The following is a 21,669-nucleotide window of genomic DNA, read 5'->3' as shown; positions in this document are numbered from 1 at the left end:
ACCCTGCTTTGATATCAGATCGTTCTTCGCATAACCAACCGGTTCCCAACATTTTAAAAATTCATCCATAACAGGTTGGGAAACTCCAAATTTCTTCTCAATTGCAATTCTTAAAGCATTCATTCATATTCAACTTTACCCATCAAAAGTATTCTTTTTATATTTATCTCTGAATTAAAAGTAAAAACATGAGATTCCTAAGCTTAGTGATGTTTTCTATGATACTTATAACATCTTCTTGTGTAAAAGAAAAAAAACATACAACCAGACTTCCACTAACCACATACACAGGAACTATTGAAGCTCAGGACGATAAAGAAATTGCATTTACCTTTAAAGCAAAAACCGGTACTTCTCTTGAAATTTATAATGCCGATGAGATTATAGAAGTTGATGAAATCAGCTATATAAATGATTCCATCGTTATAAAATTGCCTGTATTCGAGAGTATCATAAAAGCACAAATAGCAACGGACAGCAGCCTTTCAGGTTATTATATTAAACCCAATTTAAACAGGACGGTGCCTTTTTATGCCAAACCGGGTACTGAAAGGTTTGATATTACAGCTGATGCGGACTTTAATGTTACCGGGAATTGGAAAGTTGAATTTAGCCCCGACAGCGATAATCCTACTGTGGCAAAAGGCATTTTTAAGCAGCATGGAAACAAGCTGACAGGAACTTTCAGGACAACTACCGGCGACTACCGGTATCTTGAAGGTGTTGTAGAAGGCGATCTGCTTAAACTATCTACATTCGATGGAGCCCACGCCTATTTATTTACGGCTTCCGTTACTGACAGTAGCATGACCGGAAACTTTTATTCCGGAAATCATTATAAAGAACCTTTTGCAGCACAAAGAGATGAAACATTTGAATTAGCTGACCCCGATACACTTACATCCTTAAAAAAAGGTTATGACAAACTGACTTTTTCTTTTCCTGACGAGAACGGCAATATGGTTTCTTTAGATGATGACCGCTTTAAAAATAAAGTAGTGGTGGTACAAATTATGGGAACCTGGTGCCCTAACTGCCTTGATGAAACCCGTTATTTCAGTAACTATTACAAAGCCAACAAAAACAAACCCGTCGAATTTGTGGCATTAGCATTTGAGTATGTGAAATCAGATACTTTAGCATTTAAAGCTATTAACAGGTTAAAAGAGCGTACAGGAATTGAATATCCCGTTTTATTGGCCCAATACGGAACGACAAGCAAGAAAAAAGCACAGGAAAAACTCCCCATGCTCAATCATATTATATCGTACCCAACAAGTATTTTTATCGACAAAAAAGGAAAAGTCCGTAAAATCCATACCGGGTTTAACGGTCCTGCCACAGCTGAGAAATACGAAACGTTTAAAAAGGAGTTCAACAATTTTATGGATAAACTGATTGCTGAGAAATAAACTTTCTGAAATCAGTTTAATTGCAGTTAAAACATATAAAGAACATACCCTAACAAGGCTCCGCCAGTTACGGTCCACATGGCATTGATTTTCTTCACTCCAAAAGTGAATGCAAAACTGATTATTGCTATCACAACACCGCGCCAATTTGTTAAGGTTTCCGCACCCATTTTAAAAAGTACCGCTACCATTACTGCCACTGCTGCTATATTCACACAATCGAGAAAATAACCTAAGGATTTTGACTTTCTCATTTTCGGCACTAGCGGATTCAGTATAAGCACAAACAAAAAAGAAGGGAGAAAGATTCCTAAAGTAGCCGCAACAGCTCCCCATATTCCTGCCAGCTGATAACCGATAAACGTTGCTGTCGATAAAACCGGTCCGGGAGTAAACTGCCCCACTGCCACCGCATCTATAAGCTCCTGACGGCTTAACCACCCGCTGACAACCAGCTCCGCATCAAGATAAGCAAATAATACATAGCCACTGCCGTACAATACAGCACCGACTTTCAGAAAAACCCAAAAAACCTTTAAACCGGTAATTCCTGAAACAGCAGCTGCGGGCACCTGCATGAACAAAAACGGAAAAACCGAGTTTAAACTTACTGCACGTTTGCTTTTGATATAAAAATAGAAAGTCCCCAGCATACCACCAGCCAACAATGCTGCAATTTCATTGACCCCAAGCAAACTGACCAGAAGTACCAACGTACCTAACAACCCCAACTCCCAATTCTTCAACGCTTTCTTACCCAGTTTTAAAATAGCCGCAGCTATAATCGTCAGTACAGCAGGTTTTATACCGAATACAAGAGGTGCTACTTCAGGCAGTTCCCCATACGCACCGTATAACCACGCAAACACTCCTGTTATAACTACCGCCGGACATATAAAGCACAGTCCTGCTACAAACAAACCCGGAATACCTGCTCGTTCATGGCCGCAGTGCATAGTCATTTCTGTTGAATTCGGACCCGGAATTAAATTCGTAGCCCCCACAAGATCTAGAAAATGTTGCCGGTCTATCCACCTGCGTTTATTCACGATCTCCTCTTCCATCATAGCGATATGTGCGGCAGGACCTCCAAAGGCAACACACCCGAGTTTAAAAAAAACACCGGCTACCTCAACTAGTTTATTCTCATGCTTCATTATACAAGCTTCTATGGCCAGATAAAGATATATGTTTTGTTCCTGACGGCGGTAAAATTATTGTTTTAATAACAACTCATTATAGTTCTGGATCGTACAGATCGTTCAGGAAACCTTCCACCTGATCCCTGTATTCGTATCGTGGCGAAAGGCAATCGTTAAATTCTTCATCGTGAACTTCTATCAGGATGTACCACTTTCCGTACCGCGACGTATAACTATCTTCTAACAGCGGTCCCATCTCTTTAGACTCCAAAACACCATCAATGGCCATAGGTAATAAATTGATTGTATTCGTGCTTCGTTCACATTCGTAAAACGACATATAATATTGCCTGCCATCTATTCGGAACACCAAATTTTGGTCAACCTACAAATCGTTTTTCCTGTATATTATGTTTATATAGTGACAGAATTCATCAGATTTCTTTAAACCTTCAAAAACCAGAACATGGTTCTGACTGATCTTTCTCTTTATCTTATTGGCCTTAACCACTTTGTAAGAATCAATTTTAGGTGCAAAGCTAAGGCATGCAAGATGAAACAATAAGAAAAGTAAACTACCTCGGAGCAAGCCCACGAGAGGGCCAAGCGTAAAGAAAAGGCCTGGTAGCCCTTTTTTGCGATGGAACCAGCTGGCGCATGGCAAAACATTTCGATGCAGACCCAATGAAATTCCTTCAGGAACATTTCACAAGGACAAGCGTCGGAGCATTAAATCTCGATGATCGAGGAAATAACCTCAGAAATGTTTTCATAGGAAAGGTTTACAACTTTCGGTCAAAAATTGTGCCTTATCAGATTCCTAAAAAGAAGAAAAATGCTATCGCTAAAACTCCGGTTACTGTAATATAAATAATAGACTCGGTCCTTCTCTCCTGTCTCGCACGGACTTGTATCTGTTTTTTGATTTTGGTAAGTTCTTCTAATGAAACATTTTTAAACCGAAGTTGTGTCGTATGAACATCGGAATAGATCACCTCCCTGTTGTGTTCCTTAAATTTGGCTTTGGCAGACGGTCGTTGTGCCCGGTTTTGCCTTATCCGATTAATCATATCCTGTATATGTCCGGCTCCGAAACTCATTTTTCTAGATAGTTAGATTACTACGCTTGTAAGTGTTACAACAGCATGCTACAATAATTTTCTCACCAAGATACACTTTTTCAGCATTTTAACCTAATGATTCGTATACAATAAAGGTGTACCCTCCCCGACCGTTCCTTCAGAACGCTTCGGAACATCCCTAAAAACCAACATAAAGTATTGGTTATAAAGTTTAAACAGGCATCTTGAGTTATATAAAGTTTTTATTTTCCCTCCAACATTTCTAATTTTTCTTTGGCATTGTCATTTTCAGGATTCAAAGCCAGACTTTTTTCGTAATTTTTTATTGCTTTCTCGGTATCACCATTCATCATATAAGCTTCTCCCAATGAGTCATACGCATCGTAAGATTCGGGAAATGCAAGAACCTCGAGTTGAAACAGACCGATTGCTTTCTCATAAAACCCTCTCTTGATCATCTCATACCCCTTGGCATTCATATTTATTTCTGACAATTCGTTTTTAGCTCCTACGATCATCTTTTCCGCATTCTCAGCACCTTTCTCCATATAAGCATGTATGACCTTCTTCGTAAAGAAGTAACTATCCAGCTTTGGCGTAGCTCCCGCAATAACTTTTTCAATAAAAAAGCGGGCATCAAAAAAGCCCTGGTCCAGGTCTTTATTGGTTAACAGAATTACCGTATAGCCTTGTTTATCAAAAATGCGCCATTCAGCACCCACGCCAAAATGCCCGCCGCTATGCCCATAAATACCTGAACCTTTAGCCCCTGCAAATTGCATTCCGTAGCCATACCACCCGTTTACGGGGGCTGTTTTCATCATATCGGTATAAGTAGCATTCAGCAACCTGCCATTTTTAAACGCAGTGGCAAATTTATACAGGTCATCCAGGGTCGAACGTCCACCGCCCGCAGGCCCTCCCTTTACTGCACTCATAAAAAATGTCTTTTGAAGCTGATTCGGATATATCTCCGACAGCATATAGCTCTCGGCTGCATTTTCAACGGGGTGATCAGAGTCCGGGTTACCGGTGTTTTCCATTTTAGCCACAGCAAAAATGTTTTTACGAACAAACTCCTCATATGGCATTTGCGAAACAGCTTCTATAATTCTGCCCAGTACGATATAGTTTGTATTCCGGTAAGCAAAATCTTCATCAGGTTTAAATTCCAGAGGCTCTTCTTCATATAATGAAGCCAGGCTTTTCATATCCCTGTATTGCTCCTTTGAAGTATTTATAAATTTTTCCGATTGGAAATAATTAGGCAACCCGCTTCTATGCATTAACAGCTGTTTGATCGTGATCGAATCTCCGGCAGCCTGGTTAGGATAATCGGGAAGAAACTTTCCCATGGGATCGCTTAATGATAATTTCCCTTCCTGGATCAATTGAAAAACGGCCACGGCCGTAAACGATTTACCAATTGATGCATATGAAAATTTGGTGGCTGTATTATTTTTAACCTTATGCCCCAAATGAGCATATCCATAAGCTTTTTTAAACAGAACACTGTCATTCCTGGCTATTAACACAGCTCCGCTAAAACCATCCAGCGAGTCCAGGTAATTACTGATTTCAATTACTTTATTATCTTGATGAGAAATCGTAGTACTTCCTGTGCAGGAGAAAATAAATACGGTAGACCATAAATAAATTACTTTTTTCATTTTAAAGAGTACAGTTTTTGGTTATCCTTTTTAGCAAGTCGAACAATTGAACAAGCTCTACTTCTGTAAATCCTTTTAATGCGGTACTTCTGTTGAGCTTTATGATCGGATGTAATAAAGTGATCGCTTTTTTTCCTCTCGCTGTTAAAGTCATTAACGATCGTCTTCTGTCATGTACATTTACCTCCTTTTTTAAATAGTCCTTATCCTCCATTAATTTTAATATGCGAGTAATGGAAGCATAATCCTTAAAAACCATATCGGCGATTTCCATTTGCGTATAACCTCCATTTTCACTTAAGATTACCAGTATCAGAGCCTGATCGACCGTTATATCCGGAATTACTTCTGATATATTTTTAGCACATAATTTTCTGTAGGCCTTAATCGACTCTTCGATTGAGTAGAGTATCGTTGACGTAGGTGTATTAAATTTCATTCTTATTTGATATATCAAACAAACTTATTGCAAATATTTGATATATCAAATAAAATACGCTAATTATTAGGATATTTTAACCTCGGTTATTATAAAACATCTTAAGTATTTCGTTGGATTGAAACTCCAAAGGCAACTACGCCCGAAAATTTTTCAGAAACTGTTTGTGTATAGTGTGGTTTATGAAGAATATCTGACTCTTCTATAATTTTTTCATCGAGATCTTTGCTCTCTTTTAGAAGAGTAATTACCTTGTTTAAACATTTAATGGCTTGTTTGACAGTTTCGTTTTCAATTTTTCTAATTCAGAAACACTATCTCCTTGTATAGATAGCGGTCTTCCTGCTTTATTATAAAAATCATAAGCTAGGAGAGCTTTCAACTATTCTTTCTACTTTCCAAGCGTTTTTAAAGCTGTTTTCATGGAAATACTCCATCATATCTCCCACTGATGCATAATAAGTAGATAATTCATTCCTTTCTTCATCATAAGAAACCTCTGGAGAAACCTCACCGTTAGGATGAAACCTTTTAGCACTTATTAGATTTCCGTTGTCATTAAAAAAAAGCATGTAGAACCTTTCGAAGCTTCCCTCCACTTTCATTCACCAGCTTTATTTCTTTCTCCTAATTCCCACTCATAGTCATCTTCATTCCATATTGCTTCTTTGGGTACTGTATTGGGTCTTTTCATTTTCTTTTAAGATATCATTTAATACTTGGTATTCAGACAGATTTTTTAACTAAGAATCTTTTGCATATACATTAAAATTATTGCTGAACTCTGCTACTTGCTTGGTATAATTTGGAGTTATCAAATTTCTGTAATTATCATAAGGCATATTATAACCTGAGAACTTATTGGTGTAATACTTTAACTCAACTAATTTTAGTTTTTTAAAATAGTCTGAAACAGGATTTTCAAATCTGCAATGATTAATGCATAAACGGGTTAGATTAGGCAAATCTGCAATCCATAAAGGCAAGTTTTCAAAAGCATTAGCACCAAGCGAGAGCGTTTCCAAAGTAGTCATACTTTTTATGTAATCAGGAAACTCATCTACATCATGCTCCATCAAAAACTCTGTAAGATGTAGGGTCGTAATTTCTTTTGGAATAGTAGTTATGTTGTCTGATCCTGAAAAACTTAACTTTTTTAATGATGTAAATTGTTGTATAGCCGCATAAGCTTCTGGTGTAAATTCATAACACATAAATATATGGAGTCGGTCGAGTTTTGCTGCTTTTAAATTTTGAAGCCCCTCAAATGACGTACTCACCAAAAATAAATTTTCTAGCTTAGGCAAATCCACCTCAGGGAAAGTATCTAGAGAATAATAATCATTAATAAAAAGTAATTCTAAGTTTGGTGTATTGGTTACTATCTCTTTTAGGTTACTTCCCTTGTAATTTGTTAGTCTTAATATCTTAAGCTGCGTAGTAGGATGGCTTTGTAATTCTGTCTTGTCTTCAGTTTTATTGTCTATCGATAAACGTTCTAATTGGGTACAGTATTTAAATATTGATTCAAAAGAACCTATAGGACAAGAAGTGTATAACGTTTTTAAAACTTCTGGTTTTTGTAAATAAGGTATTAAATCTTCAGGAGTATAATCTTCTTCTAATTTTGGGTAAAAGAATAGATAAGGAGTTATTATTTTTCGGTATAGAGCTTTAGGATCTTCTAATGTTAGTCCTTCTAATTTTATCGAAGCGGAATTTATACTGTTTTCACCTGCTTGTATCCCTTTTATAAATGACAGATCTAATTTTTCTAAATCTTTAGGTAAATGGTCTGTATCTAAAACAAAATTATTACTTCGTCCTATACTAACAGTTTTAAGGTTTTGAAGCGTACTTAAATTAGGAATCCCTTCTAAATCTACATAGTTAAAACTTAATTTTTTTAAATGCTTACAAGCTGCTAGTTTTTTCCATAAAACATCACTGTTATGAAGCGAACTCGCCGATATTTCTTCTAGATTTGTAAGGTGTTCTAATCCTACTTTTACGGTGTCAAAATCACTAAAATTGCCTAAACTTAAACGCCTAAGGTTGGAAAAATATTTAGCATGGGTTAACACGTAACTTAACATGCGTGTATCTCTAATACTTAACTCGGTATTTTTAAAATAGGTTTGTGTTGTTGTTATTTCTATAGTATCATCTAAAGTTAAGGAAGTTATACTTGGAGCAAATATAATCGTGTCTTTTATTTGCTTTATAAGCGGAACTGCCTGAAGTCTGATATAGGTTAATTGTTCAAGCTCACTTATTTCATCTGGAATGGTTTCTAAAAGCGGACAATTATAAACCTCGAGTCTCTCAAGGTTTTTTAACTTAGCAACAGATTGCGGTAATGCCCTGAGCTTAGGTAAACGATAAAAACCTATTTTCTTTAATGACTCTGGCAGTTGAAGTTTCGTAAGGTTTTCAACATTTATTTTATAGAAAGTTAAACGCTCTAATTGCTTAAGTGCTGATAAATTAAAAGGCATTTTTATGGGTTCTTCCGTTTTCGAAGCTACCATAATATCCAGCTCTTTCAGAGCTGACAACTTGATAATACTCTTTGGAATTTCTTGTAATCCCTCACAATCAATTTCTAGTTCTTCTAACCCTGCTAAATTCCCGATGGTATCTGGTAAACGCGTGTAACCACCCTCTATTTCAAGGTTTGTTAGTGATGTTATTTCTCCAATTTCAGCAGGAATACCATTGGTAAAACCCTCATAAATATGTATGTGCGTTATACTATTAAACTGGGTAATAACCGAAAGGTTTTTATTCAGCTTTTTTAGAATTTCCTCGTCATCTAAACGGATTTCGATAAAATCAAATAATTTGTAAGCTTCTCCTACAGGAAAATAAGCATCTTTAATAGCGTAGGAGATTAAGGAACTTAATATTTTATTTCTATCCCCATCTTGTTGAGGTAGCTTATTTCTGGTTTTAAAAGCTTGGTTTATAGCTTCGGTACCAAACTGCTGTAACAATTCGGTTACTTCAGAAATTATGGTTTTATCTCTGCTGATTTTCCCAATAATAAATAAGGCATATAAATCATCAGAAGTATATTGTTTTTGGAGTTTTAAACGGTTAAATTCAATTTCAATATTGTGAATATCAAGCGTCATGGAAGTAGAGATTTACGATTCAGATTTAGAAATTAACATCATTTTTTTAGAACAACAGGTACAAACAAAGCAAACTTAGCATTAAATTTTTCTTGACTTTGCACTGTATTCATATTGTTTACCATAGTCGCCCAGGTATGGTATAAAGCATCCTCAGCATTATCGTTCTCTAAATCTATTGTTAAAGCTTTTATGAGGTTAAGGTTATCTTCTACTTCATAAAAACCTGTTGTTTTCACCAAGTTAAAAACCTGCTCTAAAATAGGCTTTGTAGCCAATAGCTCGCTAATTTTCAATTCCGAATTATTAGGATTTTTAAGTGTTTCAAAAGCATCGACCATTAGGTCTTGTACCGTATTGTTAATACTTTGGGGTAAAAAAATCATATTGCTTTTTTTTAATAACATTTAGGTATAGATAACAAAATTAGATAACATCAGAAGATAATAAACCCCTGTTTTCCGCCATTTTTCATTCCCCGTTTTCAGTTAATACAATACATAAAGAGAGTAGGTTTTTAAACAACTGTGAGGGATCCCCATTATTCATACAATCTGAAAAATGGAGCCATTTAGTGTTAGTATCAACTTTATCTGTTATTCTATCGTCAATTTCAACACCTTACCTGCTTAATGGAATTAAAGTCCCAAATTGTTCTGAATCCGGATAAAACAACAGGAGAATGTATTAAAACAACAATACAGGTCTAAAGAAGCAAAACCGAAAAGCTTCGATTGACCAAAACTCCACAAGCTAACTTGTGGAGACAGGAGCATTTTGTCAGATTTATATGGTTGCTTATACAGCATCCCTCACAGGGCCATATAAATAACTGCTTTCTATAAATTTGGTCATTGGTAAGTGTTTTTTTAGTCTTCCATCTTTTCCAGGGTGTTTTTAAGGTCTTTTGCATATGTTCCGTACAAAGCATCAGACCACCACCCGGTAATAATGAAGATCAGCACTGCGATGAGCACATAACCGATGATGTAAAGGACGATCTTTTCAAAAGGAATATCGAATGTTATAATCGCTAAAAAAGCAGACTCATCAACGCTCTTTCTTCCTTTTATCAATAAAAAAGCAATGACAGGAAGCAATAAACTTCCTGATATAATGGCCGTTTTGTACACTTCTAGTGTCAACCTCAATTCAAACACGGTTTTAAGCAAAACTTCCTTTGTACTTAAAGACAATTTGGAGGTTTGCTTCATAAAATCGTTCATCCTAATCAAATAAGTAGTAGTGATCATTGAGGTAATAAATACAAGGATGAAATACATCCCTTTAGCCACCGGATTTATTTCGATGAAATGAGGTATAGCAAATAAGAATAAAATAATTGATACCTGGGTAATAAGCTCGCTTTTTATATTCTTCCTTATTTTTTGAATAGGAAGTTGTGTTTTTTTCAATGCTTTGATACGATTGGGAATCACCAGGTCATCCATGTTCTGCATATCCATCTTTTGTTTAATATCTTCAAAATTCATAGCCTTGTGCTTTTATAATTCGTTTTAATTGTTTTTTTGCCCTATTAATTTTTACTCTTGCGTTAACTTCAGTAATCCCCAGGTTTTCGGCAATCTCCTTTCCTGAATACCCGTCAATGTAGAGTAATATGAGTGCTTTGTCTAATTTGTTCAACTCCTTTATCGCTTTATAAAAACAGTCGAGTTGCTTATCTTTATCACGATCATAGTCTTTATGAGCTACAGGGTCTATCTTTATATCAGCCGTCGTATTCTTTCTCTTTTTGTCTTTTTTGAAAAAGACGATGGCAGTGTTCAATGCCACACGATACATCCAGGAAGAAAATTGACTATTTCCTTTAAAGGTATCTATCGATTTCCAGAGTTGCAGGGTAATCTCCTGAGATAGATCTTCCCGATCTTCAGGTTCATCACAATACATCCTTGTTACTTTATAAAGAATCCCCTTATGCTCGTTTATCTTATCTAAAAATTCTTTTTCCGTTATTTTCACAGGTTATTAGTTTATAGAACAGGGGTTACGATGTACCCTTTTTCCTTTAAAAGTTGAATTAAACCATCCTTACTTGTCAAATGTGCTGCGCCTACGGCAAAAAGATTACTTTTCTCTTTCATCATTACCGCCATTTTTTCGACCCAATTAATATTCCGGTTTTCTAGCAGATATCGCCTTGAATGGGCATTCATATATTTATCCTGACTTATTAAACGAGTAGTTTCGGTAATATCTTCTTGCTTATAGAGCCGAACAGCCTTATTAAAATCTTCTTTGTATTCTTCAAATAGAAATATAAGCCGGTAACATTCTAAAGGCGGATATGCCATTTTAATATAACCGAACTGTTCTGAGACTTTCTCCAAAGCAACAACCTTAACATTCTTTTTTGCAGCTATTTGTGCCAACTCAATCTCCATAAACTTGATATTGGTACACGACAGCATTTTACTCGTCATCATACTGTAAAGCGTCGAAATACCATAAGCATCAAAATTTTGTAATGGAAGCCCCATGACCTTCTGAATAAAAGCATCCAGATCAGAGAATTGTTTTGCTGTCAAATCTTCTGAAATTTTGTTCCCCTTAATCATTTCTTTTTGCAAAGCTATCATTTCTTCGGAGTCGGAAAGATTCACCTCTAACACCAATTCGTCAACATTGTTCAAACTGTTCAACACCTTTTCAGGGATAGAGAATTCATCTTCACAAATCATATGCAAAGTACCAAACAAATAAGAAGACTGTTTGAGATCAGGATGTTCTATTTTCCAAAGAACGGAATTTTCCACATCCCCTTTTTCCTGTGCAGAGATAACAAAAGAAACACATAAAACACATACAGTAATCATTTTTTTAATATTCTTCATTTTTTAAAGTTTTAGTCATTACACCAAGTAAGTATGCGCCGTAAACATTTGTTACAAAAAAATGAAGATAGGTTTCGCTATAAGACAAACTAATGGTTCACCCTGAGTGTGGTTCCGGATAGCGATTATCGGGCAACATATAAAAAATACAACTTCGTATACGATGATCAAAAAAGATTTCAGCCGGCCAAAGGCATCTGGCTTCACTTAAAATCAAACTACCGAACACTCATCTCTTTTAACCAATCGACTTGTTTTATTTATCAATGGTTCTTCTTGCTTTTTTGATGATCTTTTCGGTTTCTTTAACGGGTGACTCTTTTTTCCACCTGTCGCAGAGTTCTATAACGAAATCGGGGCGTGACTTGCTGGCATCGTTTAACCAGTTTCCAACACTGTCTTGAACGTATTTGGATGAATCGGATTTTAAATTTTCAAGAATAGGCAAAGCAACTTCCGGATTTTCCTTTAGTTTGTCAATATGTCTACACCAAACCCCTCGTGGTCGGGTCGACTCTGTTGTAAACCTTCTGATATATTCGTGCTCATGGGTTGTCCATTCCGTTAATATCCGTATTGATTTTTCTAAATCTTTAGCTATTTCGGGTCGCAAGGCCATCCATACAACTTCCCTCACTCCAAAATGCCTGTCAGCTATCAAATCCTTTACTTCATTTAGTTTCTCTTCTATATCTGATTCGTCGTTTAACGAAACCAAATAAGGTGCATAACAGCGGATTGAATCCGACTTATGTGCTTTAAGTTTTTCAAAAACAGCTAAAAATTCCGCCCTTCCATTTAAGTGTCGATAAATCGATTCACCAACAACTTTTATCGTGTTCATTACCGATGGCTTCTTCTGTTTCCGAACTTCATCCAGTACCTTCTGAATTCCATCACCTGGAATACCGATATCGACAAAATTAGCTTTAATAAGTTCGATATGATTTACCGCTAACCATTCTGTTAAATTAACGGTCTCAATGTTTCCGTTGTTAAGTAAATCCAAAACTTCTTTAGGAATATCCTGTACTTTCCTCGCTCCTTTTCTGTTGTTAATCTGCTCGTTCATCATAGTTACACTAATCTTTTAATCCAATAATTTTCCGGGGCAGTCAAAACCAATTTCTTTTGACGCTCCCTTTCTAAGATATTCTGATTGATTATTAATAAAGTTATATCCGACATTTTCACACTTCAATAAAAGCCTGTTTTAGTACGACTTTTAAACCCTCACATTAGAATCTGTCTTTAATAAATTTTTAAATTTGGCATTTAATTCTCCTTCAAATTTACAATCTTGATACAAGGCAATCAATACCGCATAATTTTATCAGTAGGGGATAAAAAAGTCAATATTATGAGCACAAAGGCCATAGCAATAGAAGAAAAAGTCTGTCCTTTAGAAAAAGCAGTAAATACCATCAGTGGAAAATGGAAAATTGCCATTGTTTGGCAAATCAATGAAGGAAAAAAACGACCAAGTGAATTTTTGAGAGGCATTAAAAATGTAGACCGAAGAGTACTCAATCAGCAACTTTCTGAAATGGTTTCCGACGGACTCTTAACCAAAAAATCCTATAACGAAATTCCTCCAAGAGTTGAATACCAATTGACAGACTTAGGCCGAAAACTTGTTGATATTTTATGGAAACTCAATAACTGGGGAAAATTGCTGGTTGAAAAGGACGATACTTTTAATATCATAAAATAAAGAAACAAAAATTACTACCGCATTTTTAGTTTATCCATAAGCTCTTGCGATACATTCCCCGAATACATACCATAAGCATCGACCAATAGTCCCTTTTCTCCCGAAGTCGTTTCTATAACATAAAGAACAGAACTGTCGTCCGGATTTGTTGTTCCCTCAAACCGGTAATAGGTAATCACGATTAATTCATCTGAATTGTGAATGGTTTTTTTATGCTTATTCTCAACCCCTGCATCGCAAAGATTAAAATCTTCCACATAACCATCTAACTTTAACGAATTTATAGCTTCAGACAATGTTTCATACGACCTTTCCATAACTTCCTGTTTTTCACATTAATTTACAACTTAATGATATAGCATCAAAATTTATTCGTTTAAACAATTATGTTGAAATTTCATGAGATTTTTATATTTTGTAGATTCATTTAAATACCAACTCATATGGCCAGAACCGAAAGTAATATGTTACCACTTGGTACCAAAGCCCCTGATTTCACACTCTACGATACCATATCTGATAAGATGCTTTCATTAGATGACCTGAAAGGCGAAAAAGGTACCGTTGTCATGTTTATATGCAATCATTGCCCCTTTGTAAAACATGTCAATAACGAAATATCGCGAATAGCAAAACAATACACGCCGGTGGGAATCAGTTTTATTGCCATTTCAAGTAACGATGTTGAGAATTACCCCGATGATGCTCCGGATAAAATGAAAATCAATGCCAAAGAACAGGATTTTATATTCCCTTACCTCTATGATGAAAGTCAGAAAGTAGCCAAAGCATACGATGCCGCCTGCACCCCGGATTTTTATGTGTTTAACGGTCGTATGGATCTGATTTACAGAGGGCAGATCGACAATTCCAGACCTGGTAATGATTTACCCGTAACAGGAAAAGACTTGCGTACAGCCATTAACAGTTTGCTTACAGAAGTCTCTCTCAAGATCGATCAAAAACCGAGTTTGGGCTGTAACATCAAATGGAAATAACATCATAAACACCTTTTTTACAGTCACTTAGCACCTATTAGTATAAAATTAACATGAAATTATTTCAGGATTAAAGTGATTTATTCTATTAATCTACTAATTTTGTAGACTATATAGAGAAATCTAAAAAAGCAATATTATGGCAACACTACGATTAGGAGACAAAGCTCCCGACTTTACCGCTCAGACTACCGAAGGTGAAATTAACTTCTATGATTATCTGGGCGACGGATGGGGAGTGCTATTTTCGCACCCTGCCGATTACACTCCGGTATGTACTACCGAACTGGGGGCTGTTGCTAAGTATAAAGATGAATTTGCTAAACGAAATACCAAGGTATTGGCTCTTAGTGTAGATGGATTAGAATCGCATAAAGGCTGGGTAAGCGATATCAACGATACCCAGCATACTACGGTGAACTTTCCGATTATAGCCGACGAAGACCGGAAGGTTTCTTCTCTGTATGACATGATTCACCCTAATGCAAGCGAAACTTTCACCGTTAGGTCTGTTTACGTTATAGGCAGCGATAAAACCATCAAACTTATAATCACCTACCCTGCATCTACAGGAAGGAATTTTGAAGAGCTGTTACGGGTCATTGATTCGTTACAACTGACAGCATACCAAAAAGTGGCTACGCCTGCCAATTGGAAACATGGCGACGAAGTTGTTATCAGCCCTTCTGTATCAAACGAAGAGGCCAAAAAATTATTTACGAAAGGCTTTAAAGAGGTAAGACCGTATTTACGCCTTACGCCACAACCGGATTTGGATTAAGCCGAAGATATTTTAAATGAATGTCAAGCTTGGCTTGTTGTAATACCATCCTATCCTTTTCCATCGACAAGCCGTGGCTGGCATTCATTTAATTAAATCCACCCTTTTCTTTTTGCAAGATGTTCTATATGCGCATAATGGTGCCTGCTATGCCATGAGTACAGGCTCGTAAGCACGGCAAGTGATATTTCTCTATTGTGTTCCGGATGTATAAAAGTCCTTGCCATTTCTTTTTCAGTCAGCCTTTTCAATAAATACACCCAACGTGCATGCAGGGTTTCCAAAAGCTGTAATGACATCTCTACCGGAGCTTCATAATCATCGAGCTCTGCCCAACGATCTTCGTAATATGTCTTAATGGTAGGCTTGTCTTCGGTCAGGGTCCACTTATAGCGTGCATAACTATTTATATGGCTATCTGCCAGGTGGTGCACTACCTGCCTAACCGTCCAGCCATCTGCCCTGTATGATGTAGCTAACTGTTCTTCGGTAAAATCAGCAATCAAACTTCTTAATCTGGAAGGTAACGCTTCTATATCTCCTATCCATTCAGAGAGTTTGGCACCGGTTACTTCTGTTGGCGGATTGTACTTCCCGATAGGATACTTTAACAATTCTAATTGTGCTGCAGTTGTCATATTCAAAGATAAAAAAAACGCTCCTGAAGCAGGAACGTTTATAATAAAAAAATATATAATCTAAGATTTTTTAACTTACTTGACATCAACAAGTTTCACATCAAAAACCAAGACAGCATCCGGAGGTATTACCCCTCCTGCTCCGCGGCTGCCATAACCCAGCTCAGACGGTATAACAAAACGGGCCTTATCACCAACATTCAATAACCCGATACCTTCATCCCAGCCGGCAATTACCTGTCCGATCCCTAGGGTGAATTCTATAGGTTGCTTTCTTTTAAATGATGAATCGAAAACCTGTCCGCTAGTAAGAGCTCCTTCATAGTGAACCGAAACTGTTTGCCCTTTCTCTGCCTTAGGCCCATTTCCTTTTTCGATGATTTTATAACGTAAACCACTTTCCGTTTTGTCGAAACCGGCTGATACTTTCTCCAGTTCTTCTTCTCTTTGAGCTTTTTCAGCAGCAATACGTTTTTCGCGTTCGCCTTCAAAAGTTCTGAAAGCCTCAATGGCATTCCAGTTTTTCGCCTCATCACCAACCCTGATGATCTCTACTTTATCTATCTGATCGTCTTGGGCAATCATATCTACTATATCCTGTCCGCTTTCTACCAGTCCGAATACAGTATGCTTTCCATCCAACCAGGGTGTTTCAACATGTGTTATAAAAAACTGGCTTCCGTTTGTACCGGGCCCGGCATTCGCCATTGACAAAACCCCTGGTCTGTTGTGTTTTAATTCCGGATGGATCTCGTCATCAAACTGATAACCGGGTCCACCCATTCCGCTACCCTGAGGGCACCCACCCTGGATCATAAAATCAGCTATGACCCTGTGGAATTTTAATCCGTCATAATAAGGGTTACCCTGTGGTTTTGCATCATTTTCCATATTTCCCTCTGCCAAAGCAATAAAGTTGCCCACAGTTCCGGGAGTTTTATCGTGTGTAAGTTTTACCAGTATATCACCTTTAGAGGTGTGAAACTTAGCGTAAATTCCGTCTTGCATGATATATGTTTTTAATTGTGGTGCAAAGATAATACTTAACAGGGTTTTTTCCTCGAAATAAGGGTATTGTTATCTTTGACAATCTATCACTTATGTCTGTAAAAAAATGAACCGGCAACAAGAACCCCAACCAATCGTTCGCGATAAAAAATACCTGCTTGAAAAATTTGAAGGAAAAGGAAGCTGGACCTATGCCCTTATCCCGGAAATACCCCAAAACCCGAAACGTCCGTTCGGATGGGTTATCGTCAGCGGATATATTGACCATTACCCGCTAAAAAAAGTAAAGCTAATGCCTAAAGGGAATGGCCTGCTCTTTCTGGCTGTAAAAGCTGCCATCCGTAAAGTCATAAAAAAAGAAGCAGGCGATTATGTGAATATCACTTTATATGAAGACTGCTCTCCTTTGTACATCCCTGATGAAATTCTGGATTGTTTTCATAACGAGCCTAAAAAAGCATACAATACCTTTATACAACTGGAAGAAACCAAACGAAAAGTTTATCTGGACTGGATATATAGTGCTAAAACAGAAGACACCAAAGCGCAACGCATCATTGCCATGATGGACCGGCTCTGTAAAGGATTATCATTTTACGACAAAGAAAACCCCCTCTTATAGATCAAATAGCAGATAATTTTACAATCTTTACATCTTAATTTTTTACCATGTCGAAAAAGAGCAAAGCTATTTTTAACTGGAGCAGCGGAAAAGACTCTGCTATGGCCTTATACAAAATACTGCAACAAGATCAATACGATGTTTCTTGCCTTTTAACCAGTGTAAACAAAACCTATAACAGGGTTTCCATGCATGGGGTTCATGAAGCATTATTAGAGTTACAAGCACAGAACATCGGGCTTCCGTTAAAAAAGATTCTACTGCCTGAAATGCCTTCCATGGCGGTATATGAAACAATAATGGCAGAAACCATGGCTTCTTTAAAAGAAGAGGGGAATGAAGTTTCTGTTTTTGGAGATATCTTTCTAAAAGACCTCAGGGCCTACCGTGAAGAAAAATTAAAGGCAAGTGGCTTTAAGGCATTCTTTCCTTTATGGGATATTCCTACCGATACATTGATAAACGAATTCCTTTCGCTAGGGTTCAGAGCCATCGTTGTATGCGTTAACGAAAAGTATTTAGATAAAAGTTTTGCAGGGAGGGTTATCGATAAGGGTTTTATAGCCGATCTGCCCGACAATGTAGATCCCTGTGGCGAAAACGGGGAGTTTCATACTTTTGTTTTTGACGGCCCGATTTTTAAAACTCCCGTATCCTTTACGAAAGGAGAAATAGTTTATAAAAAATATAAACCCGCTAAAGACGATAACGACAATTGCTCCCAAAAAGATCAGGAAACCAAGCCTTTTGAACATGGGTTCTGGTTCTGCGACTTACTTCCTGAGGAAGATAAAAAAGGCTCATAGGCAACACCCAGAAACAAGCCCGTAAGGTATTAAAAGGAAAACCTAAAAAACATTTGCGTCGGAACTCCCGATTTCTATACGGGATAAATCTCGATGATCGGGTAAACGCTGCCTCCCCCGAATTTCTTTATTTCTTCCTTAGTTAGATACTCAACAGCCCTTTTCCGCATTCAATGAACCCGACAATCTTCCCCCATCTGATTCGACAAATAATCTAACCAATCATAAGCCTTTGCTTTTGCTTCTGTTAAAGCCGTTTTGTATATTTTTTCTAATTGCTCTTCGCCTCTGATTTGTATGACACAAAACCGGTATCAAACTGAATAATACCAATATCTTTTTCATTTATATTTCGGATTCTAATTGTTTACGGTATTCATCAAGGTTGGCCTGAACTTCCGGCTCCAGTTCAGGCTCTTCGATATCCTTATACGCTTTAAGCTCATCATATAAGATATCGGCAACTATAACCCTCGCGGCTTCTTTGTTATCGGCTGGAATGACATACCACGGTGCATAAGATGTCGATGTTCTGTTAAGAGCATCCTCGTAATACGTCTGATAAGTATCCCATAGCTGGCGCTCTTTCAGATCGCCCGGCGAAAACTTCCAGTTCTTTTCTTTATTATCCATCCTTCGGAGCAACCTGTTCCGTTGTTCATGCTTTGACAGATGTAAAAAGAACTTAAAAATAATGGTACCGTTTTCTACAATATGCTTTTCAAAACTCTTAATCTGCTCGAACCTGTTATGCCAGAATGCTTCGTTAACATCTTCAACAGTATCGATTCCCGGGATATTCTCATTCAGCACATACTCCGGATGTACCCGTGTTACCAATACATTTTCATAATGGGTTCTGTTAAAAACCGAGAACTTACCCCTGGCCGGCAAGGCGATGTAATGCCGCCATAAAAAGTCGTGATTCAACTCTAATGGGGTTGGTACCTTAAAACTATGTACTACAATACCCCTGGTATTAAAATCTTTGAACACTTCCCTGATCATACTGTCTTTCCCTGCTGTATCCATCCCCTGAATACAAATCAGAACTGCATATTTCCCATGTGCATATAAAACATCCTGAAACTTTCCGAGTTTTTCCCTGACATCTTCAAGTTCATCCTTTAGCTCTTCTTCAGTTGCATTTAAATCGTCAAGAGTAGAAATATCTTTAAGATTTACAGGAGTGTCTACCCTGTAACTAGAGGTTTTTATCTTTTTCATTTTATGAATTTAAAGAGGTAAGTTACTAAAACACTTTAATAAAACAATTGAAAATTGTATTATTGTAATACCCAAAAATTCTTACTTATACTTAACCTTATGAAGAAAATTATACTACTTACCCTATCGTGTTTTATGCTGTCTACTGTGGTAATGGCAGATTGTTTAGATGCACATTCATCGGCTAGCTATGCACTAATGCATACCAAAAGAGCCTTAAAATCGGACAATTTTGATCATCAGCGTTACTATGCTGAGCGTGCTGTTGATGCTTTTGAAAAAACACAGCAAAAGATGCAGGGTTGCGACTGCGCTGAAGCCGGTAAGGCTATTGAAGAAGCATTGATCGACCTAAAAAAAGCGGTTGATCCGGTGGATTGGAAAACAGGAAACTTTTTTACCAAAAAGGCACTTGAAGATGCTGAAGCTATGATGAATGCATTGGAGATATGCACCTCATCACCGGCAAGCACAAATACAACCTCATCCGTAAATACCTATACTGCCGAAGTGGCTGGTATTGATGAGAATCAGGACAATCTTCTTGAAGCCCAAAAAGCACTGGAGGCCAAACAGCAAAAACTTCTGGAAGAACAGCGCAAACTTCAGGAACAAATAGCCAGGCAACAGGCTCTGAAAGAAGAGATTAAAAAAGAGCGGCAGGCAGAATTAGCTGTACAAATACAACTAAAAACGGAAGCCGACCAGGCTATTGCAGATTATAAAAATGCCATGAAACAACTCCTGAAAACCATGGAATGCCCTAAAGCCCAACAGGTATTAGATGCCTTTATCTATAACAAAAGTGAGGCTTCATTACAACATGAAAGCCTGGCAGAAACCAAAAAGTATTATCAGAACTTACTGATAAAAGTTCAGCAGGAAGCCCTGTCGGCCATACAAAACTGTAATTAAAAAACTTAATTAAAGCCCCCAAAATGTCATACACAATTTGGGGGTATTTTTATAATCATTTACTTGCAAACAACTTAACATCAGATTCGGAAACTTCCTTATCGCCTAAAATTATAAGTCTCTCCACCACATTTCTCAACTCCCTAATATTTCCGGTCCAGTCATACTCCTGAAGAAGTTTCACTGCTTTATCAGAAAATGCCTTGGCAGCCATACCTTGTTCTTCAGCAACTTTATTAGCAAAATGTTCAATAAGAAGCGGGATATCTTCTCTTCGGTCATTTAAAGCCGGTACCTTTATAAGAATTACGGCAAGCCTGTGGTATAGATCTTCCCTGAACTTCCCCTCTTCTATCTCTTTCCCGAGATCCTTATTGGTTGCGGCTATTACCCTTACATCTACCTTGATGTCCTTATCGCTCCCTACTCTTGATATTTTATTCTCCTGTAATGCTCTTAATACTTTGGCTTGTGCCGAAAGGCTCATGTCTCCGATCTCATCTAAAAAGATCGTCCCTCCATTCGCTGTTTCAAACTTACCTGCCCTGTCCTTTACAGCCGAGGTAAATGCTCCCTTAACATGCCCGAAGAGTTCGCTCTCTATCAGTTCTGACGGAATAGCAGCACAGTTTACCTCTATCATCGGTTTTTTGGAGCGTTCGCTTTTTTCATGTAACCAATGTGCTACCAATTCCTTACCCGTACCATTAGGCCCGGTAATAAGAACCCTGGCATCTGTCGATGCCACTTTTTCAATCATGTCTTTCACCAGATTGATAGGTTCGCTCCGGCCTATCATCTCATAGTGCTTACTAACCTTTTTCTTTAAGAGCTTATTCTCCTGTACAAGCTCTTTTTTATCGAGGGCATTACGCACCGTATTGAGTAACCTGTTAAGGTCCGGCGGTTTCGAGATATAATCATAAGCTCCCATCTTCATGGTGTTTACTGCTGTTTCCAGGTCGCCATGTCCGGAAATCATCACAAAAGGAACCTCAGGTTTTACTTTCTTTACTGCTTCCAGCACTTCCACACCATCCATTTTGGGCATTTTAATATCGCAAAGCACTAAATCGTAATCTTCTTTTTTAATCTTTTCAATTCCTGAAAGCCCGTCTTCAGCTTCTTCAACCTGGTATTCTCCGTTTTCTTCAGCCAGGATCTTGACCAAGACCCTACGGATGGCAGCTTCATCTTCTATGATTAATATTTTAGCCATA

General features: G+C 37.5%; 24 protein-coding genes. 7 read left to right on the top strand and 17 right to left on the bottom strand.

The window, feature by feature from the left end:
- Nucleotides 1-188 precede the first annotated feature (188 nt).
- Nucleotides 189-1,412: a TlpA disulfide reductase family protein gene (locus tag MQE36_RS09935; RefSeq protein ID WP_242935827.1), complete on the top strand. Its 1,224-nt coding sequence runs from the start codon at nucleotides 189-191 to the stop codon at nucleotides 1,410-1,412.
- 26 nt (nucleotides 1,413-1,438) lie between these two features.
- On the opposite strand, the gene chrA is transcribed toward MQE36_RS09935, so the two are convergent.
- The 12 genes from chrA to MQE36_RS09875 all read right to left on the bottom strand — a co-directional run bounded on the left by chrA (nucleotide 1,439) and on the right by MQE36_RS09875 (nucleotide 12,812).
- Nucleotides 1,439-2,569, bottom strand: a complete 1,131-nt coding sequence (gene chrA, locus MQE36_RS09930; RefSeq protein WP_242935826.1) for a chromate efflux transporter — start codon at nucleotides 2,567-2,569, stop codon at nucleotides 1,439-1,441.
- A gap of 79 nt (nucleotides 2,570-2,648) precedes the next feature.
- Complete coding sequence (locus tag MQE36_RS09925) at nucleotides 2,649-2,924, bottom strand: hypothetical protein (protein WP_242935825.1); 276 nt, start codon at nucleotides 2,922-2,924, stop codon at nucleotides 2,649-2,651.
- Nucleotides 2,925-3,366: 442 nt separating this feature from the next.
- A complete protein-coding gene (locus MQE36_RS09920; protein WP_242935824.1) occupies nucleotides 3,367-3,654 on the bottom strand; it encodes a hypothetical protein in 288 nt (95 codons plus the stop codon).
- A gap of 224 nt (nucleotides 3,655-3,878) precedes the next feature.
- Nucleotides 3,879-5,306 (bottom strand): serine hydrolase, encoded by a 1,428-nt coding sequence (locus tag MQE36_RS09915; protein ID WP_242935823.1) that lies wholly within the window; start codon nucleotides 5,304-5,306, stop codon nucleotides 3,879-3,881.
- A gap of 1 nt (nucleotide 5,307) precedes the next feature.
- Nucleotides 5,308-5,745, bottom strand: coding sequence for a MarR family winged helix-turn-helix transcriptional regulator (locus MQE36_RS09910; RefSeq protein ID WP_242935822.1), 438 nt, complete (start codon nucleotides 5,743-5,745; stop codon nucleotides 5,308-5,310).
- A 359-nt stretch (nucleotides 5,746-6,104) separates the two neighbouring features.
- Nucleotides 6,105-6,350: a hypothetical protein gene (locus tag MQE36_RS09905; RefSeq protein WP_242935821.1), complete on the bottom strand. Its 246-nt coding sequence runs from the start codon at nucleotides 6,348-6,350 to the stop codon at nucleotides 6,105-6,107.
- 138 nt (nucleotides 6,351-6,488) lie between these two features.
- Nucleotides 6,489-8,882, bottom strand: a complete 2,394-nt coding sequence (locus tag MQE36_RS09900) for a leucine-rich repeat domain-containing protein (protein WP_242935820.1) — start codon at nucleotides 8,880-8,882, stop codon at nucleotides 6,489-6,491.
- Nucleotides 8,883-8,920: 38 nt separating this feature from the next.
- Nucleotides 8,921-9,268: a hypothetical protein gene (locus MQE36_RS09895; protein WP_242935819.1), complete on the bottom strand. Its 348-nt coding sequence runs from the start codon at nucleotides 9,266-9,268 to the stop codon at nucleotides 8,921-8,923.
- A 483-nt stretch (nucleotides 9,269-9,751) separates the two neighbouring features.
- Nucleotides 9,752-10,375 (bottom strand): hypothetical protein, encoded by a 624-nt coding sequence (locus tag MQE36_RS09890; protein WP_242935818.1) that lies wholly within the window; start codon nucleotides 10,373-10,375, stop codon nucleotides 9,752-9,754.
- Nucleotides 10,365-10,868, bottom strand: a complete 504-nt coding sequence (locus tag MQE36_RS09885; RefSeq protein ID WP_242935817.1) for an RNA polymerase sigma factor — start codon at nucleotides 10,866-10,868, stop codon at nucleotides 10,365-10,367. Before MQE36_RS09885 ends, MQE36_RS09890 begins: the two co-directional genes overlap by 11 nt.
- Before the next feature lie 11 nt (nucleotides 10,869-10,879).
- Entirely contained in the window at nucleotides 10,880-11,740 is an 861-nt protein-coding gene (locus tag MQE36_RS09880; protein WP_242935816.1) for a TraB/GumN family protein, read from the bottom strand.
- Nucleotides 11,741-11,996: 256 nt separating this feature from the next.
- Nucleotides 11,997-12,812 (bottom strand): DNA alkylation repair protein, encoded by an 816-nt coding sequence (locus MQE36_RS09875; RefSeq protein WP_242938836.1) that lies wholly within the window; start codon nucleotides 12,810-12,812, stop codon nucleotides 11,997-11,999.
- Nucleotides 12,813-13,100: 288 nt separating this feature from the next.
- Between MQE36_RS09875 and MQE36_RS09870 the strand changes: the two genes are divergently transcribed.
- Nucleotides 13,101-13,454 (top strand): winged helix-turn-helix transcriptional regulator, encoded by a 354-nt coding sequence (locus MQE36_RS09870; protein ID WP_242935815.1) that lies wholly within the window; start codon nucleotides 13,101-13,103, stop codon nucleotides 13,452-13,454.
- A gap of 14 nt (nucleotides 13,455-13,468) precedes the next feature.
- Here MQE36_RS09870 and MQE36_RS09865 read toward each other — a convergent pair whose 3' ends face one another.
- Entirely contained in the window at nucleotides 13,469-13,771 is a 303-nt protein-coding gene (locus tag MQE36_RS09865) for a phosphoribosylpyrophosphate synthetase (protein ID WP_242935814.1), read from the bottom strand.
- 126 nt (nucleotides 13,772-13,897) lie between these two features.
- Here MQE36_RS09865 and MQE36_RS09860 point away from each other — a divergent pair, with 126 nt between their 5' ends.
- On the top strand, nucleotides 13,898-14,452 hold the full coding sequence (locus MQE36_RS09860) for a thioredoxin family protein (RefSeq protein ID WP_242935813.1): 555 nt from the start codon (nucleotides 13,898-13,900) through the stop codon (nucleotides 14,450-14,452).
- A 139-nt stretch (nucleotides 14,453-14,591) separates the two neighbouring features.
- Nucleotides 14,592-15,233, top strand: a complete 642-nt coding sequence (locus MQE36_RS09855; protein ID WP_242935812.1) for a peroxiredoxin — start codon at nucleotides 14,592-14,594, stop codon at nucleotides 15,231-15,233.
- A gap of 92 nt (nucleotides 15,234-15,325) precedes the next feature.
- Here MQE36_RS09855 and MQE36_RS09850 read toward each other — a convergent pair whose 3' ends face one another.
- Entirely contained in the window at nucleotides 15,326-15,871 is a 546-nt protein-coding gene (locus MQE36_RS09850; RefSeq protein ID WP_242935811.1) for a YfiT family bacillithiol transferase, read from the bottom strand.
- Nucleotides 15,872-15,946: 75 nt separating this feature from the next.
- Nucleotides 15,947-16,879 carry a peptidylprolyl isomerase gene (locus MQE36_RS09845; protein ID WP_242935810.1) on the bottom strand — a complete coding sequence of 311 codons (933 nt, stop codon included), beginning with the start codon at nucleotides 16,877-16,879 and terminating at the stop codon, nucleotides 15,947-15,949.
- 106 nt (nucleotides 16,880-16,985) lie between these two features.
- Between MQE36_RS09845 and MQE36_RS09840 the strand changes: the two genes are divergently transcribed.
- The gene (locus tag MQE36_RS09840) at nucleotides 16,986-17,501 is read left to right on the top strand and encodes a YdeI/OmpD-associated family protein (protein ID WP_242935809.1); all 516 of its coding nucleotides are present in this window, start codon (nucleotides 16,986-16,988) and stop codon (nucleotides 17,499-17,501) included.
- Between the two features lie 47 nt (nucleotides 17,502-17,548).
- The gene (locus tag MQE36_RS09835) at nucleotides 17,549-18,307 is read left to right on the top strand and encodes a Dph6-related ATP pyrophosphatase (protein ID WP_242935808.1); all 759 of its coding nucleotides are present in this window, start codon (nucleotides 17,549-17,551) and stop codon (nucleotides 18,305-18,307) included.
- 345 nt (nucleotides 18,308-18,652) lie between these two features.
- Here the strand turns inward: MQE36_RS09835 and MQE36_RS09830 are convergent, their stop codons facing one another.
- Nucleotides 18,653-19,534 carry a PPK2 family polyphosphate kinase gene (locus MQE36_RS09830; protein ID WP_242935807.1) on the bottom strand — a complete coding sequence of 294 codons (882 nt, stop codon included), beginning with the start codon at nucleotides 19,532-19,534 and terminating at the stop codon, nucleotides 18,653-18,655.
- A gap of 99 nt (nucleotides 19,535-19,633) precedes the next feature.
- Between MQE36_RS09830 and MQE36_RS09825 the strand changes: the two genes are divergently transcribed.
- A complete protein-coding gene (locus MQE36_RS09825) occupies nucleotides 19,634-20,449 on the top strand; it encodes a hypothetical protein (protein ID WP_242935806.1) in 816 nt (271 codons plus the stop codon).
- 55 nt (nucleotides 20,450-20,504) lie between these two features.
- Here MQE36_RS09825 and MQE36_RS09820 read toward each other — a convergent pair whose 3' ends face one another.
- Nucleotides 20,505-21,668: a sigma-54-dependent transcriptional regulator gene (locus MQE36_RS09820; protein ID WP_242935805.1), complete on the bottom strand. Its 1,164-nt coding sequence runs from the start codon at nucleotides 21,666-21,668 to the stop codon at nucleotides 20,505-20,507.
- Nucleotide 21,669: the final 1 nt, after the last annotated feature.

Source organism: Zhouia spongiae, assembly GCF_022760175.1.
GTDB lineage: Bacteria > Bacteroidota > Bacteroidia > Flavobacteriales > Flavobacteriaceae > Zhouia > Zhouia spongiae.
The sequence above is the reverse complement of the archived record's forward strand: the minus strand, read 5'-3'. Positions and strand labels throughout refer to the sequence as shown.

What these genes read in the sequence shown, in the direction of transcription:
- MQE36_RS09880 (WP_242935816.1), bottom strand. Translation starts at nt 11,740, where the DNA reads ATGAAGAATATTAAAAAAATGATTACTGTATGTGTTTTATGTGTTTCT.
- MQE36_RS09905 (WP_242935821.1), bottom strand. Translation starts at nt 6,350, where the DNA reads ATGAAAGTGGAGGGAAGCTTCGAAAGGTTCTACATGCTTTTTTTTAAT.
- MQE36_RS09850 (WP_242935811.1), bottom strand. Translation starts at nt 15,871, where the DNA reads ATGACAACTGCAGCACAATTAGAATTGTTAAAGTATCCTATCGGGAAG.
- MQE36_RS09825 (WP_242935806.1), top strand. Translation starts at nt 19,634, where the DNA reads ATGAAGAAAATTATACTACTTACCCTATCGTGTTTTATGCTGTCTACT.
- MQE36_RS09865 (WP_242935814.1), bottom strand. Translation starts at nt 13,771, where the DNA reads ATGGAAAGGTCGTATGAAACATTGTCTGAAGCTATAAATTCGTTAAAG.
- MQE36_RS09910 (WP_242935822.1), bottom strand. Translation starts at nt 5,745, where the DNA reads ATGAAATTTAATACACCTACGTCAACGATACTCTACTCAATCGAAGAG.
- chrA (WP_242935826.1), bottom strand. Translation starts at nt 2,569, where the DNA reads ATGAAGCATGAGAATAAACTAGTTGAGGTAGCCGGTGTTTTTTTTAAA.
- MQE36_RS09830 (WP_242935807.1), bottom strand. Translation starts at nt 19,534, where the DNA reads ATGAAAAAGATAAAAACCTCTAGTTACAGGGTAGACACTCCTGTAAAT.
- MQE36_RS09870 (WP_242935815.1), top strand. Translation starts at nt 13,101, where the DNA reads ATGAGCACAAAGGCCATAGCAATAGAAGAAAAAGTCTGTCCTTTAGAA.
- MQE36_RS09835 (WP_242935808.1), top strand. Translation starts at nt 17,549, where the DNA reads ATGTCGAAAAAGAGCAAAGCTATTTTTAACTGGAGCAGCGGAAAAGAC.
- MQE36_RS09890 (WP_242935818.1), bottom strand. Translation starts at nt 10,375, where the DNA reads ATGAATTTTGAAGATATTAAACAAAAGATGGATATGCAGAACATGGAT.
- MQE36_RS09820 (WP_242935805.1), bottom strand. Translation starts at nt 21,668, where the DNA reads ATGGCTAAAATATTAATCATAGAAGATGAAGCTGCCATCCGTAGGGTC.
- MQE36_RS09915 (WP_242935823.1), bottom strand. Translation starts at nt 5,306, where the DNA reads ATGAAAAAAGTAATTTATTTATGGTCTACCGTATTTATTTTCTCCTGC.
- MQE36_RS09900 (WP_242935820.1), bottom strand. Translation starts at nt 8,882, where the DNA reads ATGACGCTTGATATTCACAATATTGAAATTGAATTTAACCGTTTAAAA.
- MQE36_RS09935 (WP_242935827.1), top strand. Translation starts at nt 189, where the DNA reads ATGAGATTCCTAAGCTTAGTGATGTTTTCTATGATACTTATAACATCT.
- MQE36_RS09920 (WP_242935824.1), bottom strand. Translation starts at nt 3,654, where the DNA reads ATGAGTTTCGGAGCCGGACATATACAGGATATGATTAATCGGATAAGG.
- MQE36_RS09840 (WP_242935809.1), top strand. Translation starts at nt 16,986, where the DNA reads ATGAACCGGCAACAAGAACCCCAACCAATCGTTCGCGATAAAAAATAC.
- MQE36_RS09845 (WP_242935810.1), bottom strand. Translation starts at nt 16,879, where the DNA reads ATGCAAGACGGAATTTACGCTAAGTTTCACACCTCTAAAGGTGATATA.
- MQE36_RS09875 (WP_242938836.1), bottom strand. Translation starts at nt 12,812, where the DNA reads ATGAACGAGCAGATTAACAACAGAAAAGGAGCGAGGAAAGTACAGGAT.
- MQE36_RS09860 (WP_242935813.1), top strand. Translation starts at nt 13,898, where the DNA reads ATGGCCAGAACCGAAAGTAATATGTTACCACTTGGTACCAAAGCCCCT.
- MQE36_RS09855 (WP_242935812.1), top strand. Translation starts at nt 14,592, where the DNA reads ATGGCAACACTACGATTAGGAGACAAAGCTCCCGACTTTACCGCTCAG.
- MQE36_RS09895 (WP_242935819.1), bottom strand. Translation starts at nt 9,268, where the DNA reads ATGATTTTTTTACCCCAAAGTATTAACAATACGGTACAAGACCTAATG.